Source organism: Escherichia sp. KS167_9B (genome assembly GCF_030295215.1).
Taxonomy (GTDB): Bacteria; Pseudomonadota; Gammaproteobacteria; order Enterobacterales; family Enterobacteriaceae; genus Escherichia; species Escherichia coli_F.
Map to the genome: position 1 here is coordinate 2,986,615 of NZ_AP025754.1, position 15,798 is coordinate 3,002,412.

General features: G+C 53.0%; 16 protein-coding genes. 10 read left to right on the forward strand and 6 right to left on the reverse strand.

The window, feature by feature from the left end:
• Nucleotides 1-143: 143 nt before the first annotated feature.
• The 3 genes from QUE34_RS14925 to QUE34_RS14935 are packed head-to-tail and all read left to right on the forward strand — an operon-like array spanning nucleotide 144 to nucleotide 1,859.
• On the forward strand, nucleotides 144-500 hold the full coding sequence (locus tag QUE34_RS14925; RefSeq protein ID WP_105268363.1) for an ArsC family reductase: 357 nt from the start codon (nucleotides 144-146) through the stop codon (nucleotides 498-500).
• Between the two features lie 3 nt (nucleotides 501-503).
• Complete coding sequence (gene dapE / locus QUE34_RS14930; protein WP_001277801.1) at nucleotides 504-1,631, forward strand: succinyl-diaminopimelate desuccinylase; 1,128 nt, start codon at nucleotides 504-506, stop codon at nucleotides 1,629-1,631.
• Between the two features lie 27 nt (nucleotides 1,632-1,658).
• Nucleotides 1,659-1,859 (forward strand): YpfN family protein, encoded by a 201-nt coding sequence (locus QUE34_RS14935; RefSeq protein WP_000383836.1) that lies wholly within the window; start codon nucleotides 1,659-1,661, stop codon nucleotides 1,857-1,859.
• 94 nt (nucleotides 1,860-1,953) lie between these two features.
• On the opposite strand, the gene ypfH is transcribed toward QUE34_RS14935, so the two are convergent.
• From ypfH to dapA, 6 genes are all read right to left on the reverse strand, one after another.
• Nucleotides 1,954-2,655, reverse strand: a complete 702-nt coding sequence (gene ypfH, locus QUE34_RS14940; RefSeq protein ID WP_032303522.1) for an esterase — start codon at nucleotides 2,653-2,655, stop codon at nucleotides 1,954-1,956.
• A gap of 73 nt (nucleotides 2,656-2,728) precedes the next feature.
• Nucleotides 2,729-4,744, reverse strand: a complete 2,016-nt coding sequence (tmcA, locus tag QUE34_RS14945; protein ID WP_032303523.1) for a tRNA cytosine(34) acetyltransferase TmcA — start codon at nucleotides 4,742-4,744, stop codon at nucleotides 2,729-2,731.
• A 14-nt stretch (nucleotides 4,745-4,758) separates the two neighbouring features.
• On the reverse strand, nucleotides 4,759-5,622 hold the full coding sequence (ypfJ, locus tag QUE34_RS14950; protein WP_001267498.1) for a KPN_02809 family neutral zinc metallopeptidase: 864 nt from the start codon (nucleotides 5,620-5,622) through the stop codon (nucleotides 4,759-4,761).
• 167 nt (nucleotides 5,623-5,789) lie between these two features.
• On the reverse strand, nucleotides 5,790-6,503 hold the full coding sequence (gene purC / locus QUE34_RS14955) for a phosphoribosylaminoimidazolesuccinocarboxamide synthase (protein WP_001295467.1): 714 nt from the start codon (nucleotides 6,501-6,503) through the stop codon (nucleotides 5,790-5,792).
• Between the two features lie 212 nt (nucleotides 6,504-6,715).
• Nucleotides 6,716-7,750 (reverse strand): outer membrane protein assembly factor BamC, encoded by a 1,035-nt coding sequence (gene bamC / locus QUE34_RS14960; RefSeq protein WP_001297320.1) that lies wholly within the window; start codon nucleotides 7,748-7,750, stop codon nucleotides 6,716-6,718.
• 16 nt (nucleotides 7,751-7,766) lie between these two features.
• Nucleotides 7,767-8,645: a 4-hydroxy-tetrahydrodipicolinate synthase gene (dapA, locus tag QUE34_RS14965; RefSeq protein WP_001295469.1), complete on the reverse strand. Its 879-nt coding sequence runs from the start codon at nucleotides 8,643-8,645 to the stop codon at nucleotides 7,767-7,769.
• 145 nt (nucleotides 8,646-8,790) lie between these two features.
• Here dapA and QUE34_RS14970 point away from each other — a divergent pair, with 145 nt between their 5' ends.
• The 7 genes from QUE34_RS14970 (at nucleotide 8,791) to hyfE (ending at nucleotide 15,797) form a co-directional block, all read left to right on the forward strand.
• Entirely contained in the window at nucleotides 8,791-9,363 is a 573-nt protein-coding gene (locus QUE34_RS14970) for a glycine cleavage system transcriptional repressor (protein ID WP_000176186.1), read from the forward strand.
• Nucleotides 9,363-9,833 (forward strand): thioredoxin-dependent thiol peroxidase, encoded by a 471-nt coding sequence (bcp, locus tag QUE34_RS14975; protein ID WP_001068682.1) that lies wholly within the window; start codon nucleotides 9,363-9,365, stop codon nucleotides 9,831-9,833. The genes QUE34_RS14970 and bcp overlap by 1 nt, the downstream gene beginning before the upstream one ends.
• Before the next feature lie 252 nt (nucleotides 9,834-10,085).
• Nucleotides 10,086-10,703, forward strand: coding sequence for a hydrogenase 4 subunit HyfA (hyfA, locus tag QUE34_RS14980; protein ID WP_001354812.1), 618 nt, complete (start codon nucleotides 10,086-10,088; stop codon nucleotides 10,701-10,703).
• Nucleotides 10,703-12,721, forward strand: coding sequence for a hydrogenase 4 subunit B (gene hyfB, locus QUE34_RS14985; RefSeq protein WP_000339441.1), 2,019 nt, complete (start codon nucleotides 10,703-10,705; stop codon nucleotides 12,719-12,721). The genes hyfA and hyfB overlap by 1 nt, the downstream gene beginning before the upstream one ends.
• A gap of 10 nt (nucleotides 12,722-12,731) precedes the next feature.
• Entirely contained in the window at nucleotides 12,732-13,679 is a 948-nt protein-coding gene (hyfC, locus tag QUE34_RS14990) for a hydrogenase 4 subunit HyfC (RefSeq protein WP_032303525.1), read from the forward strand.
• Nucleotides 13,680-13,695: 16 nt separating this feature from the next.
• A complete protein-coding gene (gene hyfD, locus QUE34_RS14995; RefSeq protein ID WP_032303527.1) occupies nucleotides 13,696-15,135 on the forward strand; it encodes a hydrogenase 4 subunit HyfD in 1,440 nt (479 codons plus the stop codon).
• An 11-nt stretch (nucleotides 15,136-15,146) separates the two neighbouring features.
• Nucleotides 15,147-15,797: a hydrogenase 4 membrane subunit gene (hyfE, locus tag QUE34_RS15000; RefSeq protein WP_032303528.1), complete on the forward strand. Its 651-nt coding sequence runs from the start codon at nucleotides 15,147-15,149 to the stop codon at nucleotides 15,795-15,797.
• Nucleotide 15,798: the final 1 nt, after the last annotated feature.

Below are 15,798 nucleotides of genomic sequence, written 5' to 3' on the forward strand. Positions count from 1 at the left end.
TTACGTTAAAAATGTTTAATATTATTTAATAGTTGTTAATTTGAATACTTCGATAATGTTATATTTCCTGATAATCATTTGCAGGCAAAATGTTTTCACTCTTAAATGAGTATTTATTCTCATAAATCGAAAAAGGATTCATTATGGTTACACTTTACGGCATCAAAAATTGTGACACCATTAAAAAGGCTCGCCGTTGGCTGGAAGCCAATAACATCGACGATCGTTTTCATGATTACCGCGTCGATGGGCTGGACAGCGAATTATTGAACGGTTTTATCAACGAATTAGGCTGGGAAGCGTTACTCAACACCCGTGGTACAACCTGGCGTAAACTGGACGAAACCACCCGCAATAAAATCACCGATGCGGCCTCTGCGGCGGCATTAATGACTGAAATGCCTGCAATTATCAAACGCCCATTGCTCTGTGCGCCCGGGAAGCCTATGCTGCTGGGTTTCAGTGATTCCAGTTATCAGCAATTTTTCCATGAGGTGTAGTCTATGTCGTGCCCGGTTATTGAGCTGACCCAGCAGCTTATTCGCCGCCCTTCCCTGAGTCCTGATGACGCAGGATGCCAGGCTTTGTTGATTGAACGTTTGCAGGCGATCGGTTTTACCGTTGAACGCATGGACTTTGCCGATACGCAAAACTTTTGGGCGTGGCGTGGGCAGGGCGAAACGTTAGCCTTTGCCGGACATACCGACGTGGTACCGCCTGGCGACGCCGACCGTTGGATTAATCCGCCGTTTGAACCAACCATTCGTGACGGCATGTTGTTCGGGCGTGGTGCGGCAGATATGAAAGGCTCACTGGCGGCGATGGTGGTAGCAGCAGAACGTTTTGTCGCGCAACATCCCAACCATACAGGTCGACTGGCATTCCTGATCACTTCTGATGAAGAAGCCAGTGCCCACAACGGTACGGTAAAAGTCGTCGAAGCGTTAATGGCGCGTAATGAGCGTCTCGATTACTGCCTGGTCGGCGAACCATCGAGCATCGAAGTGGTTGGTGACGTGGTGAAAAATGGTCGTCGCGGATCGTTAACCTGCAACCTTACCATTCATGGCGTGCAGGGGCATGTAGCCTACCCGCATCTGGCTGACAATCCGGTACATCGCGCAGCACCTTTCCTTAATGAATTAGTGGCTATTGAGTGGGATCAGGGTAATGAATTCTTCCCGGCGACCAGTATGCAGATTGCCAATATTCAGGCGGGAACGGGCAGTAACAACGTTATTCCGGGTGAACTGTTTGTGCAGTTTAACTTCCGCTTTAGCACCGAACTGACGGATGAGATGATCAAAGCGCAGGTGCTTGCCCTGCTTGAAAAACATCAACTGCGTTATACGGTGGATTGGTGGCTTTCCGGGCAGCCATTTTTGACCGCGCGCGGTAAACTGGTGGATGCGGTCGTTAACGCGGTTGAGCACTATAATGAAATTAAACCGCAGCTACTGACCACAGGCGGAACGTCCGACGGGCGCTTTATTGCCCGCATGGGGGCGCAGGTGGTGGAACTCGGGCCGGTCAATGCCACTATTCATAAAATTAATGAATGTGTGAACGCTGCCGACCTGCAGCTACTTGCCCGTATGTATCAACGTATCATGGAACAGCTCGTCGCCTGATGAGTGGTTCTGCAAGAGGAAATAAGCATGGACTGGCTGGCTAAATATTGGTGGATTCTGGTGATTGTCTTTTTGGTTGGCGTCCTGCTGAACGTGATTAAAGATCTCAAGCGCGTCGACCATAAGAAATTTCTCGCCAACAAGCCGGAGCTTCCCCCGCATCGTGATTTCAACGATAAGTGGGACGATGACGACGATTGGCCGAAAAAGGATCAACCGAAGAAGTAAGCTAAGTGGCCGGATAAGGCGTTAATGCCGCATCCGGCAATGGTGAACGATGCCTGATGCGACGCTCACGCGTCTTATCAGGCCTACCAGGCTATTATTGCATCATTTCAATTACATCATCATCGCCAGGTTTGCCACCACTTAGCGCTTCGTCGAAATAATGTTTCGGTATGGTATAACGCAAGTGATCCAGGGCAAATTGCATACTGCGATTGTCGATTGCATGGCCTAAATCCTCCACAATATCCAGCGTCACGTCACCACCGGCACTGATTAACGCTTCCTGCGCCGCAACCGCATGCGCCAGATCGATAACCGGATCTTCACCGCCATGAATCAAGTGAATTGTCGTGGCTGTAGACGCGTTTTCCGGCAAGCTGGCGTAACGTCCGTTAAAGGCAATGACGCGCGAAGCAAGACCCGGTTCGGCTTTAATGCTCTCCAGCGCCATAATCGCGCCTTGTGAGAAACCGATTAGCGCCGTGGCGTTTGCCCCTACTCCGCTCTGTTTCTGCCAGTAGCGCACCGTCTCAATAAACGTCGGCATGATGGCATCCACACGCGCCTGGCGATTATCTTCCGTAATACCCTGCACCGAAAACCACTGACGCCCCGCCGGATTACCGCTCGGCTCCGCGCCACCGACGCTCACCACCAGTGCATCAGGAAACAGCGGCGCAAACCAACTGCCGATCTCACCCATCGCTACCGGGTTATCCCCGACACCGTGGAAAAGCAGTAACAACTGTTGTGCAGGTTTATCCGGGCTTTGAACAACAAAATGGTCATGTTTCATGGCGAACTCCTTAACTGATGTCATTAATTTTACGCCGCTGACTCACAATGACCATGGGAGAAAATTGAAGGAGTCAGTGAAAAAATTGCCATTGCGTTATGCGATCGCGCAGACGCTCAGTGCGAACATTATCAAGTGCGAACAGCGCCTGCGCGGCCTCTTCTCGCTGACGGGCCAGTAACATCTTGCGGCCTGAAAGTTTAAGTGTGGTACATAACTGCGCGTCACTGGCGTTTTTCTGTAAACGACCACGCAGCGCCGGTAATGCCAGTTCACTGGTTTGTAGCAGACGCGTTAAGCAACCTAACGACGTTAATAGCGGACGATGAGCGAAAGCAAAACCGGCCAGTTCAAGCCAGTCGTCCTCAGAAAGGACGGCATCATTTCGTGGATCGACGGGGAGCGTTTCGCCATTCCACTGCGTGAGAGCATGCGCATCGCGACGTAAACGGTAATGCTCACGTTCAGCCAGCTGTTTACCCGCATCACTCATCGGTAACAGTGCCATCGCCGTATAGCAACCGCTGCTGGCTTCACGATGATTACCCATTCGCACCAGCACAAAACCGCAGCGTTGCCAGAAACGCCATAACTCCGCGGTGTAGCCAAAACTCACCGAAAGATAGTCGAGGTCATGCGTATAGTTTAAAGCACGGGCAATAAGCTGTTGCCCAACGCCTTCACGCTGACGAGCTGGATGAACTGCTATCCTGCTGACCCGCCGTCCGCGCAATGTCGCTGCCAGTGGATTGCTGCCGTGCGCCGCCAGCGACTGGGCTACCAGATTACCGCGCGGGCGACGAAAACCTGCCCATACCGCCTGGCTGAGTTCTTGAGATAATCCGCCCTCATCCACCAGCCACAGCGCCCCGGCGATCTCGTTTTCACAAGCCGCCTGGAAAAAATGTTGCCCAGGTGCATCCATCATGCGGCGTAAATCCAGCGGCGAGGTCCGGTAGTGCGCGCCAGACAATAGCTGATATACCTTTAACGGTGTATCCGGATCGCTTCGCCATAAGGTCTGTTCAAAAGCGGAAATGACGATGTCACCTTGTGGTTCGTGAGTGAAGTTTTCATCGTCAAAAACCAGTGCCTCGCTGACCATTTTTTCCAGCGGGCATCCCTGCGCCCAGCGGATCGGCTGTTGCAATTCGAAACGGTGTAAATGCGGGAAACGCGCACAAAATTTCAGCAAAAAACCACGTCCGGTACCTTCGTAGCCCTGCACCGTAGTGGTTAACAACGTTCGAGGAAAACGCGATACCAGTTGATGCAACAACGGCGCAGGTATGGCTGCGGCTTCATCGACCACCAGCCAGTCGGCTTGCTCATCGCTGGCTAACAAGGCATCCGGCGCAATAAAGCGAAACTTTTCGCCCGCAAATTGTGCCAGTACATCCGTTGCCGCTTTTGCAGGCGCGGTGACAATCGCACTGCCCGCAATACGAGAAATGAGTTGCCCTGCCAGCGCCGACTTACCGCGCCCACGCGCAGCAGTTACCGCTGACACACCCGGCGGCATGGTGAGTAGCTGCTGTAAGAGTTGCTGTTGTTCCGGTTGTGGTGCGCCAGTCGCGGGTTGCCAGTCAGTACGGGGAATAAAATGCGTCAACGTGAACGGCTGGTTTTGCCGCCAGAGGATAGCGTCGTGATCCGCCGTAAGTACGCGTTTGAGGTGCCGGACAAAATGCGGCGTCGCAATAGGGTCAGGGCAATCACTCCAGCGCAGCGAATCGGCATCAGGTTGGTTTTCCCACTCTTCCCATACAGGGAGTAACAACACCAGCCAGCTTCCCGCTTTCAACGTTCCGCTAAGTGCCGCAAAGGCAGCGGCATCAAAGCCCTGGCGGGCGTCGAATATCGCATGCCGGAACTCGCGTCCAAGTAAAGTTTGTAGCGCCGAGGGAGTACAGTGGTTTTCAGCGACTGGCTGCGGTGAAACCCACAACCAGTCGCCAGGTAAAGCATCACGCAACTTAAGCGCACAGTTAAAGCACCAACGTTCTTCCCCGCTCAACACCAGCAAGCGGCGGATCCCTTCACGTTTCATTTGCGCTGTTAATGGGTGAAGCGCAGTCAGTTCAGCCATCCCTGCCCCGAAAGTTAAATGCTTTTACCAAAAGTATTGCATTGTGCCGGATCGCCGCTGTCGAAACCACGTTTAAACCAGCTGTAGCGTTGCTGAGAAGTGCCATGAGTGAAACTGTCTGGTACGACTCGCCCCTGACTTTGCTGCTGTAAACGGTCATCGCCGATGGCCTGCGCCGCGTTCAGCGCTTCTTCCAGATCGCCGGTTTCCAGAACGCCTTGCTGCTGCATGCTATGCCCCCAGACACCGGCAAAACAGTCGGCCTGGAGTTCCATACGCACAGATAAGCGGTTTACTTCCGCCTGCGTCGCGTTTTGTTGCAGTTGACGGACTTTCGGCTCGATGCCTAACAGTTTCTGCACATGATGACCGACTTCATGGGCGATAACGTACCCCTGGGCAAAATCGCCATCCGCGCCAAGTTTGTCTTTCATGTCATCATAGAAGGAGAGATCGATATAAACCGTGCCATCCGCCGGGCAATAGAACGGTCCCATAATGGACTGGCCCGCCCCGCAGCCGGTGCGCGTCATTCCACGGTACATGACCAGCTTCGGTTGCTGATAGGTTTTACCCATCTTCTCGAATTGCTGTCCCCAGGTGTCTTCCGTGGTTGCCAGAATCACCGAGGTGAATTTTGCGGCTTCGTCTTCATTAGGGCTAATTGACCGCGTTGATTGCTGTTGGGAAACCGGCTGTCCGGTCATCAATCCGGTTAAATCAACGCCATAGTAGCCTGCAACCAGCACGACTATCAGTAAAATCAGCCCGCCTTTACCGCTTGGCAGACGGAAACCGGGACCGCCCATTGACGGACCACCGGAGCTATTGCGCCTGTCTTCAACATTGTCACTTTCACGTCGCCCTTGCCAACGCATAGATACCTCAACAATATATTCATTATAGAAATGATCGTAGGTGGTTCAGAGGAAGATTACCACAGGAAAGCGGGATGAAATGGCGGAGGAATGAGCGTTCAATGCACATCTTATGAGAGCGGTTGTCTTGCCGTGCCAGCAGCACGGCAAGATGATGAATAGAAAAATCAGTCCAGCTGTACACCCAGGCGGCGGGCAACGGCTTCATATGCTTCGATCAGGCCACCGAGGCTCTGGCGGAAACGGTCTTTATCCATTTTCTCCAGCGTTTCTTTGTCCCACAGGCGGCTGCCGTCCGGGGAGAACTCATCGCCCAGAACCACTTCGCCTTTGTACAGACCAAACTCCAGCTTGAAGTCGACCAGAATGAGACCAGCATCATCGAACAGTTTTTTCAGCACGTCGTTCGCTTTGTAGGTCAGCTCTTTCATACGCGCCAGGTTCTCTTTACTTACCCAGCCAAAGGTTTCGCAGTAAGATTCGTTGACCATCGGATCGTGCATGGCGTCGTTTTTCAGGAACAGATCGAACAGCGGCGGGTTCAGCTCAATACCTTCTTCGATTCCAAGACGTTTCACCAGAGAGCCAGCAGCACGGTTACGCACGACACACTCAACCGGCACCATATCCAGCTTTTTCACCAGACATTCGGTATCGGAGAGCAGACGCTCCATTTGAGTCGGGATACCCGCTTCAGCCAGTTTGCTCATAATGAAGTAGTTGAACTTGTTGTTCACCATACCTTTGCGATCAAACTGCTCAATGCGCGCGCCATCCCCTGCTGACGTATCATTGCGGAATTCGAGCACCAACAGGTCCGGGTTTTCCGTGCTGTATACGGTTTTCGCTTTACCACGATACAACTCAGCTTGCTTTTGCATCTTTATCACTCCTGGGTGTGAATTAACGTTTTAAAATCTTTTGCTGTCTGGTGTGCCGGATGTTTTGTCGGATGCGGCAAGAACGCCTTATCCGACCTACGTCCGACAAACAAATTTCGTGCGAATTACCGCTAAAATCGCATTTTTCTGCCGACGCACACGTTTGCGTATCATATCAGAAAAAAGGGCCGGATGACTCCAGCCCTGTATTTTTACTTGCTAAACGCAGCCTGGAAGACAGCTACCAGCGCGTCGTTCTGACTCTGAGTCAGAGTATGACCTTTCGGATCGATGAACTGTAGGCTGCTGCGGTTATCTAAATCGCCAACCTGCAGTTTATAGTCACCGGATGCCAGGCCTGGATCGCTCGCGCCCAGTTCCTGCCAGTCGCTGTCAGACAGCGGCTTGTAAGTTACGGCCATGTTGCCCTGCGAACGGGTGCTGTCGGTCACTTTCATGCCCACTTTTTCCAGCGCCGCTGGCAGACGTTGCCAAACCACATTGAACGGCCCGCGTACGACCAGCATCGGTAAACCGGTGTCATCAGCTGCACTTTGTACGTCCATAGTGGTGGAGGCACGATTTTGCGCAGCGTTCGCGGCGTCAGTGGCAGATTTATCCAGACCGGCGGAAATAACGTTCATCATCTCCGTGCTGTAACGCTGCATGGAAGCCGCGTCTGCAACCGGTTTGCCCGCCTGTTCCAGGTTCAGCAGTTTAACCGTAACCGCCTGCTGATAACCTTGCGGTTTAACAGAGATTTGATAACGACCACGATACTGCTCGTCTTCGTCCAGACGGTTCCATTGTACCCAATCGGTGGTCAGCGTCTGACCCGCATCATCACGTTGGGTGATGGTGTAGTTTTTCGCCTGCAGCACGCTAACCACCTGCGGCCACAGAGTATTGCCACGACCATTTTCCACCAGCAATGAAGCGGTATCGCCCGTGAACTGGGTACGCGCGCCAGAAACCAGTGCCAGCGGCTGGGCTGGTGGACGAATGTCCAGCGCCTTACCGACAGCACCACTACCGTTGGTCACCGGGATTGCATAATCACCGGAGGTCACCGGCAAAATCATTCCAGCCGGGGCATGAAGCTCCGCAAGCGGTGCCGCTTCCAGGTAGGCTTCATCACCACTGACCTGACGCTTATAGCGTGAGTCAGAACTACAGGCTGCGAGTAATAAAACAAGCGAAACACCCGCAACCTTTGCCAGGCGCGACTTTTGAACAGAGTAAGCCATCAAATCTCCCTAAACTTTACAGCAAACCGGCATGCTTAAGCGCCGCTCTGACCGTCTCACGACCACTGTCGGTGATTGGAGTCATTGGCAGGCGCAGCGTATCGGTCGCCACAAGACCCAATTCCTTACATGCCCATTTCACCGGGATTGGATTGGGTTCGACAAATAGTTTGTTGTGTAATGGCATCAGACGCTGATTAATAACGCGTGCCTCGGCAAAATGCCCTTCTGCCGCCAGTTTGCACATCTGGGCCATATCACGCGCTGCGACGTTAGCCGTAACGGAAATAACCCCATGACCGCCTAATTGCATGAAGTCCAGCGCGCTCGCATCATCGCCGCTCAGCAGAACAAAATCATCTGAAACCAGCTCTTTGATCTGGTTTACACGCGTTAAGTTCCCTGTAGCCTCTTTGATTCCGATAATATTTTTTACTTTCGCCAGACGGCCCACCGTTTCCGGGAGCAGATCGCAACCAGTACGGGACGGCACATTATACAGAATTTGCGGCAGGTCAGTATGCTCAGCGATGGCTTTGAAATGCTGATACAAACCTTCTTGCGACGGACGATTGTAGTAAGGGGTTACCGTCAGGCAGCCGACGATACCACTGTCATTGAAACGCTGCGTCAGGCTAATGGCTTCCGCAGTAGCGTTAGCGCCGGTCCCTGCAATTACCGGAATGCGCCCGTCAGCCAGCTCCAGCGTCATCATCACCACATCAGCATGTTCGTCATGATTTAAGGTAGCGGACTCGCCAGTGGTGCCAACAGAAACGATCGCCGAAGTACCGCTGGCGACATGATAATCAATCAGTTTTTTCAAGCTAGCCCGACAGACATTACCTTTTTCATCCATCGGAGTAACAATCGCGACAATACTTCCCGTGAACATGGGCCATCCTCTGTGCAAACAAGTGTCTCAATGGTACGTTTGGTATGGCATTAAAAGCAAGCAGACAGAACCGTTCTGATTGTTGTATGCATGTTTTTTTTATGCTTTCCTTAAGAACAACTCACCCCTTAAAGGAATAACCAGTTTGACACTGTCATCGCAACATTATCTGGTGATCACTGCGTTGGGTGCCGATCGCCCTGGAATTGTGAACACCATCACCCGTCATGTCAGTAGTTGCGGCTGTAATATTGAAGACAGTCGCCTGGCGATGCTGGGAGAAGAGTTCACGTTTATCATGCTGCTTTCCGGTTCATGGAATGCCATTACTCTGATTGAATCAACGTTACCGTTGAAAGGTGCCGAACTGGATCTTTTAATCGTGATGAAGCGCACGACGGCTCGTCCGCGTCCGCCAATGCCAGCATCTGTCTGGGTTCAGGTCGATGTGGCAGACTCCCCGCATTTAATTGAACGCTTCACGGCACTTTTCGACGCGCACCACATGAACATTGCGGAGCTGGTATCGCGCACGCAACCTGCTGAAAATGAACGGGCTGCACAGTTGCATATTCAGATCACCGCCCACAGCCCCGCCTCTGCGGATGCAGCAAATATTGAGCAAGCGTTTAAAGCCCTATGTACAGAACTCAATGCACAAGGCAGTATAAACGTCGTCAATTATTCCCCACATGATGAACAGGATGGAGTTAAGTAATGAATCCACTGAAAGCCGGTGATATCGCACCGAAATTTAGCTTGCCGGATCAAGACGGAGAACAAGTTAATTTGACCGACTTCCAGGGACAGCGTGTTCTGGTTTATTTTTACCCAAAAGCCATGACTCCCGGCTGTACCGTACAGGCCTGCGGCTTACGCGATAACATGGATGAATTGAAAAAAGCGGGCGTTGATGTGCTGGGTATCAGCACCGATAAACCCGAAAAACTCTCCCGTTTTGCGGAAAAAGAGCTGCTTAACTTTACGCTCCTGTCTGATGAGGACCACCAGGTGTGCGAACAATTCGGCGTCTGGGGTGAAAAGTCCTTCATGGGCAAAACCTACGATGGTATTCATCGCATCAGCTTCCTGATTGACGCTGATGGCAAAATCGAACATGTCTTTGACGATTTCAAAACCAGCAATCACCACGACGTTGTGCTGAACTGGCTGAAAGAACACGCCTGATTACTTTGCTCCATTCAGTGCTGGCTGCGCTTGCGGCCAGCACACCTCACTTCTCGTGATCAAGATCACATTCTCGCTTTCCCCTGCGACACGGGTGTCGAATCCATTTATTGCTGAACGTTAATGACCATCATTTTTGTACCGTTCAGAACCCAGTTAACACATAACTTATTGAATATATTAAATTAATCAGACTGGCATCCTTTATGCAAAATGAAATGCAATGTTTCATATCATTTTCAAGGAGCCGACATGAACCGCTTTGTGGTGGCCGAACCACTGTGGTGTACAGGATGTAATACCTGTCTCGCTGCCTGTTCGGACGTGCATAAAACGCAAGGTTTACAGCAACACCCGCGCCTGGCCCTGGCGAAGACGTCAACACTCACTGCCCCTGTCGTGTGTCATCACTGTGAGGAAGCCCCTTGCCTGCAGGTCTGCCCGGTCAATGCCATCTCCCAGAGAGATGATGCGATCCAACTCAACGAAAGCCTCTGTATTGGCTGCAAGCTTTGCGCCGTGGTCTGCCCATTTGGCGCAATCAGCGCTTCAGGAAGCCGTCCGGTGAATGCCCCTGCGCAATATGTTTTTCAGGCTGACGGCTCACTCAAAGACGGCGAAGAAAACGCGCCGACCCAACATGCTTTGCTGCGCTGGGAACCGGGTGTCCAGAGCGTCGCGGTGAAATGCGACCTGTGTGATTTCTTGCCAGAAGGTCCGGCCTGCGTTCGCGCTTGCCCGAATCATGCGTTACGGCTGATCACCGACGATAGCCTGCAACGTCAGATGAAAGAAAAACAGCGCCTTGCCGCAAGCTGGTTTGCCAATGGCGGGGAGGATCCCCTTTCCCTCACTCAGGAGCAACGCTAATGGATGCCCTGCAATTATTAACCTGGTCGCTGATCCTCTATCTGTTTGCCAGTCTGGCTTCGCTGTTTTTACTCGGTCTGGACAGACTGGCTATTAAGCTTTCCGGCATCACATCGCTGGTGGGCGGCGCGATTGGCATCATCAGCGGAATTACGCAATTACATGCAGGCGTAACTTTAGTCGCCCGTTTTGCCACGCCTTTTGACTTTGCCGATTTAACCCTGCGAATGGATAGCCTCTCGGCATTTATGGTGCTGGTTATCTCCTTGCTGGTGGTGGTTTGTTCGCTCTATTCATTGACTTATATGCGCGAATACGAGGGCAAAGGCGCGGCGGCGATGGGCTTCTTTATGAATCTTTTCATCGCATCGATGGTTGCCCTGCTGGTGATGGACAACGCTTTTTGGTTCATCGTGTTGTTTGAAATGATGTCGCTGTCTTCCTGGTTTCTGGTCATTGCCAGGCAGGATAAAACGTCAATCAACGCTGGCATGCTCTACTTTTTTATCGCCCACGCCGGATCGGTGCTGATTATGATTGCCTTCTTGCTGATGTGGCGCGAAAGCGGCAACCTCGATTTTGCCAGTTTCCGCACGCTTTCACTTTCTCCGGGGCTGGCGTCGGCGGTGTTCCTGCTGGCCTTCTTCGGTTTTGGCGCGAAAGCCGGGATGATGCCGTTGCACAGCTGGTTGCCGCGCGCTCATCCTGCCGCACCATCGCACGCTTCGGCGTTGATGTCTGGCGTAATGGTCAAAATCGGTATTTTCGGCATCCTGAAAGTGGCGATGGATCTGCTGGCGCAAACGGGTTTGCCGCTGTGGTGGGGCATTCTGGTGATGGCGATCGGCGCAATCTCCGCGCTCCTGGGCGTGCTGTATGCGCTGGCGGAACAGGATATCAAACGGCTGCTGGCCTGGAGTACCGTCGAAAACGTCGGCATTATTTTGCTGGCGGTCGGTGTGTCCATGGTCGGTCTGTCACTGCACGACCCGCTGCTCACCGTGGTTGGACTGCTCGGCGCACTGTTTCATCTGCTCAACCATGCGCTGTTCAAAGGGCTGCTATTTCTCGGCGCGGGTGCGATTATTTCGCGTTTGCATACCCACGACATGGAAAAAATGGGGGCACTGGCAAAACGGATGCCGTGGACAGCCGCAGCATGCCTGATTGGTTGCCTCGCGATATCAGCCATTCCTCCGCTGAATGGTTTTATCAGCGAATGGTACACCTGGCAGTCGCTGTTCTCACTAAGTCGTGTGGAAGCCGTAGCGCTACAACTTGCGGGTCCTATTGCTATGGTGATGCTGGCAGTCACTGGTGGGCTGGCAGTAATGTGCTTCGTCAAAATGTACGGCATTACTTTCTGTGGTGCGCCGCGCAGTACACACGCTGAAGAGGCACAGGAAGTGCCAAATACGATGATCGTCGCCATGCTACTGCTCGCGGCACTCTGCGTATTCATTGCGCTTAGTGCCAGTTGGCTGGCACCGAAGATAATGCACATTGCCCATGCGTTTACCAATACCCCTTCCGTCACTGTCGCCAGCGGAATGGCACTTGTACCCGGCACGTTTCATACACGGGTCACTCCCTCATTACTGTTGCTGTTACTACTGGCGATGCCTTTGCTGCCTGGCCTTTACTGGCTGTGGTGTCGTTCGCGCCGCGCAGCGTTTCGTCGCACAGGAGATGCCTGGGCATGCGGCTACGGCTGGGAAAATGCGATGGCCCCGTCAGGCAATGGCGTGATGCAGCCGCTGCGTGTGGTCTTTTCTGCGCTATTTCGTCTACGACAACAGCTCGACCCTACGCTGAGGCTGAACAAAGGTCTCGCGCACATCACCGCCAGGGCTCAGAGCACAGAACCCTTTTGGGATGAGCGGGTGATCCGCCCCATCGTGAGCGCCACCCAACGGCTGGCCAAAGAAATACAGCATCTGCAAAGCGGCGACTTTCGTCTCTATTGCCTGTATGTGGTCGCCGCACTGGTTGTGCTGCTAATCGCTATTGCCGTCTAAGGAAATCACCATGAGACAAACTCTTTGCGACGGATATCTGATCATTTTTGCGTTAGCACAGGCCGTGATTCTGCTGGCGCTAACCCCGCTTTTTACGGGGATTTCCCGGCAGATACGCGCGCGTATGCACTCCCGTCGCGGACCGGGGATCTGGCAGGATTATCGCGATATCCACAAACTGTTTAAACGCCAGGAAGTTGCGCCGACATCTTCAGGTCTGATGTTCCGCCTGATGCCGTGGGTATTAATCAGCAGCATGCTGGTGCTGGCGATGGCCCTACCACTATTTATTACTGTTTCCCCTTTTACGGGCGGCGGCGATCTGATCACCCTTATCTATCTTCTTGCCCTGTTTCGTTTTTTCTTTGCTCTTTCCGGGCTGGATACCGGAAGTCCGTTTGCGGGTGTCGGTGCCAGTCGCGAGTTGACGCTCGGCATTCTGGTCGAACCCATGCTCATTCTCTCACTGCTGGTATTGGCGCTGATAGCGGATTCCACGCATATCGAGATGATCAGCAAGACGCTGGCGACGGGCTGGAACTCGCCGCTAACCACCGTACTGGCGTTACTGGCCTGTGGTTTTGCCTGCTTCATTGAGATGGGAAAAATTCCCTTTGATGTTGCTGAAGCAGAACAGGAATTACAGGAAGGCCCGCTGACCGAATATTCCGGTGCCGGGCTGGCGTTGGCGAAATGGGGGCTGGGGCTGAAACAGGTCGTGATGGCAGCACTGTTTGTGGCCCTGTTTCTGCCCTTTGGGCGCGCGCAAGAGCTTTCTCTCACCTGCCTGCTGACTTCACTTGTCGTTACGCTGCTCAAGGTTTTGCTGATTTTTGTTCTGGCCTCTATCGCAGAAAACACGCTGGCACGCGGGCGTTTTTTACTCATTCACCATGTGACCTGGCTTGGCTTCAGCCTTGCTGCGCTTGCCTGGGTCTTCTGGTTAACCGGTCTGTAAGGAGCACTGACGGAATATGGAAAATCTTGCTCTGACGACGTTATTGCTGCCTTTTATCGGCGCACTGGTCGTTTCGTTTTCGCCACAACGTCGGGCCGCCGAATGGGGGATTTTGTTCGCCGCGCTGACCACGCTGTGCATGTTGTCGCTGATCTCCGCGTTTTATCAGGCCGATAAAGTTGCCGTCACGTTGACGTTGGTCAACGTGGGGGATGTGGCGTTGTTTGGCCTGGTCATTGATCGCGTGAGTACGCTGATTCTGTTTGTGGTGGTGTTCCTCGGTTTGCTGGTCACGATCTACTCCACGGGTTATCTGACGGATAAAAATCGCGAACACCCGCATAACGGCACGAATCGTTATTACGCATTTTTGCTGGTTTTTATCGGCGCGATGGCGGGACTGGTACTCTCCTCGACGCTGCTCGGTCAGTTGTTGTTTTTTGAAATTACGGGCGGCTGCTCCTGGGCGTTGATCAGTTATTACCAGAGCGATAAAGCGCAACGTTCAGCACTAAAAGCGTTACTTATCACTCATATCGGTTCGCTGGGGTTGTATCTTGCCGCCGCCACGCTGTTTTTGCAGACCGGAACGTTTGCGCTTAGCGCGATGAGCGAGTTACACGGCGACGCACGTTATCTGGTTTATGGCGGCATCCTGTTTGCCGCGTGGGGAAAATCGGCCCAGCTACCGATGCAAGCGTGGCTACCGGATGCAATGGAAGCGCCAACACCGATCAGCGCCTATCTCCACGCCGCATCGATGGTGAAAGTGGGCGTTTACATTTTTGCCCGCGCCATTATCGACGGCGGCAATATCCCGCATGTGATTGGCGGCATTGGCATGGTCATGGCACTGGTCACCATTCTTTACGGCTTCCTGATGTATTTGCCGCAGCAGGATATGAAGCGGTTGCTGGCCTGGTCGACCATCACTCAACTTGGCTGGATGTTCTTCGGCTTGTCGCTCTCCATCTTCGGCTCGCGGCTGGCACTGGAGGGCAGCATCGCCTACATCGTCAACCACGCGTTCGCTAAAAGCCTGTTTTTCCTTGTAGCAGGTGCGCTGAGTTACAGCTGCGGCACGCGCTTGTTGCCGCGCCTGCGTGGCGTATTGCACACCCTGCCGTTGCCAGGCGTGGGTTTCTGCGTGGCCGCGCTGGCGATTACTGGCGTGCCGCCGTTCAACGGCTTCTTCAGTAAATTCCCACTGTTTGCTGCCGGTTTTTCGTTGTCAGTGGAGTACTGGATCCTGCTGCCCGCCATGATTCTGCTGATGATTGAATCGGTCGCCAGTTTCGCCTGGTTTATTCGCTGGTTTGGTCGCGTCGTGCCTGGCAAACCGAGCGAAGCCGTCGCCGCTGCCGCACCGCTGCCAGGATCAATGCGCCTGGTGTTGATTGTACTAATTGTGATGTCGCTGATTTCCAGCGTATTCGCCGCGACCTGGTTGCAGTAAGGAGATGATGAATGACCGGTTCTATGATCGTAAATAATCTGGCGGGACTGATGATGCTGACATCGCTGTTTGTGATTAGTGTCAAAAGCTATCGCCTGTCATGCGGATTTTACGCCTGCCAGTCGCTGGTGCTGGTGTCTATTTTCGCCACCCTCTCGTGCCTGTTCGCCGCAGAGCAACTGCTGATCTGGTCCGCCAGCGCCTTTATCACCAAAGTACTGATGGTACCGTTAATCATGATTTACGCTGCACGAAATATTCCCCAGAACCTCCCGGAAAAAGCGTTATTCGGTCCGGCAATGATGGCATTGCTCGCGGCATTAATTGTCCTGCTTTGCACATTTGTCGTTCAGCCCGTGAAGCTACCGATGGCTACCGGGCTGAAACCGGCGCTGGCGGTGGCGTTAGGTCATTTTCTGCTTGGCCTGCTGTGCATTGTCAGCCAGCGCAATATCCTGCGGCAAATTTTTGGTTACTGCCTGATGGAAAACGGCTCCCATCTGGTGCTGGCGCTTCTTGCCTGGCGTGCACCGGAACTGGTGGAAATTGGTATCGCTACCGACGCCATCTTCGCCGTCATTGTGATGGTGTTACTGGCAAGAAAAATATGGCGTACCCACGGCACGCTGGACGTGAACAACTTGACCGCGCTGAAGGGATAAT